Annotated in this window: 1 protein-coding gene and 1 pseudogene; both read right to left on the bottom strand. The window is 43.2% G+C overall.

Features of this window, described 5'->3' with window-relative positions; all coding sequences use genetic code 11:
* A pseudogene (locus MCY_RS10160) lies at positions 1 to 68 on the bottom strand (lysozyme); the annotation flags it as partial.
* A 111-nt stretch (positions 69 to 179) separates the two neighbouring features.
* Positions 180 to 1,762, bottom strand: a 1,583-nt coding sequence (locus MCY_RS09745; protein WP_007348029.1) for a phage major tropism determinant, incomplete at its 5' end; no start/stop codon positions are given.

Below are 1,762 nucleotides of genomic sequence, written 5' to 3'. Positions count from 1 at the left end.
TACGCCTCTAATCGCAACCCTTCCCATTGTTTGATTAGTTCTAAACCTTCTTTCGATATCTTTCTCATCCCATGCTCCATAAAAAAAGCCCCACAAAAAGCGGAGCACGATAAACAGAATTCTTATGAATAGTGATCTCATCCCTAGCCTAAAGGACGAAGTCTCACAAAAAGGCCGTTCTATGAGGTAATCCAAGTAAAATTACATGAATGACTACACCCGCGAGCTGTGATTTTTTCACTTGTTTCATAACGACCATGACTAAAACTCCGCACTAAATAATGGCTCCTGTCTCCTCCCCAACAGCCTCCAGCCAACATAGCCATCTCTTTCGAGTAGTAATAACTCTCTCCTTCTTCTGTATCCGACTGATGAAGATGTAATACCGGATAGCAACCAGATAAAAATTGCCAAAGATAACCGCAAGCATCTTCACAACCTATCCACGAGATCATGCGTCTATTTTCTGTATCAACATGACCCCCAGAGTGTTTAGGAGAAGGCTCCTGATCACCTGCAATAAAGGTATTCGAATTGCTAAAAGCCATTGACGAAACAAATTCTTCATCTGTGAGCAATCTCTTGCCAACGTCTAATAGATCATGTGCATGAGAAGAATATTCACGATTCGTTATGACTGGAACACCATACGCCGAACGCGTATTGTAACCAGTCCCTGATTGGAGGTAAATATCTACCCAGATATCAAGATCTGGATTATAAACCATTCCTTCTGGATCACTGTAGGGTCTATGATTAAGGCACCAAACAGAATAGGGTAAAACATCTCCAGCCTTCAAGCCCGATAATTGATGACCCTCTATGATACCAACATCCGCACAAAGCGTGTGGAAACCGCCAAGAATTTTCGAATATTGGACTGTATCAGTATCTTTCAGATTACCATTATCCGAAATATGAAAGGATATATCATCACTATCAAATTTTCTTGTCATATAAATGTAATAATCTTTTCCCGCCTCACAAGATTCTGGAAGATCCAAATATTTATTTTCCGTAACATAATATAAAGGGTAGCGATCATTATCATCGGAAAAAAAGCGAAGATAGGTTCCTTTGTGGAGCAAAACAGCCCTTCTATTCCTCACAGAAGCCTCTAGAAACCGTTGTGGTTGTGCAAAAGCTACATCATTTATAACAGGCCGATAAATCGCGCTCACCTTTGGAACAAGGTCTTTAACCAATTCACTGTTGGCTACGGACAACTTGTTTACTAAGTCTAGAGATTCTTTCGTTTCTTGGGTAACTTTCTCTACGCTCGCTGCTTTGGCATTTGCTTGTTCTGCTAGCGTCTTGGCTTCACTAGACTGCGTCAAGGCCTCTGAAACTTTTCGGTTCCTCTCATCACAAGTCTGTTGGACTGTATGGGCTGTCGATAACGCCTTCTCCGCAACAACTTTAACATCAGCAACCGTTTGCTTGGCTTCCGCGCAAACATTCTTGCTTTCCTGCGCAAGTGTCTTGGCCTCTTCTGAGGTGGTTTTAGCTTCATCCGCACGTCCCTTGGCATCATTGGCTGCGGTAGACGCAAGATCGGCCGTGGCTTTCGCTGAAGTCGCTTCTCTTAACGCTTGTTCTGAAGTCTTTTGCGCCTCTGTAGATCCGGTGCTCGCTTGTGTCGCTAAACTTCTTGCCTCTTCTGCTGTGCTCTTGGCTGATCTTACTTCTGTTAACGCAGTCTCTGAAGCCGTTTGCACTTGAGACGTTGTTTTGGTGAGTTCGGTAACCGAAGTAGATGTCC

Origin of the sequence: Bartonella rattimassiliensis 15908 (assembly GCF_000278215.1) — a bacterium.
In the GTDB taxonomy this organism is placed as follows: Bacteria; Pseudomonadota; Alphaproteobacteria; order Rhizobiales; family Rhizobiaceae; genus Bartonella; species Bartonella rattimassiliensis.
Note: the sequence above shows the minus strand (reverse complement) of the source record. Positions and strands in the feature narration are given on the sequence as shown.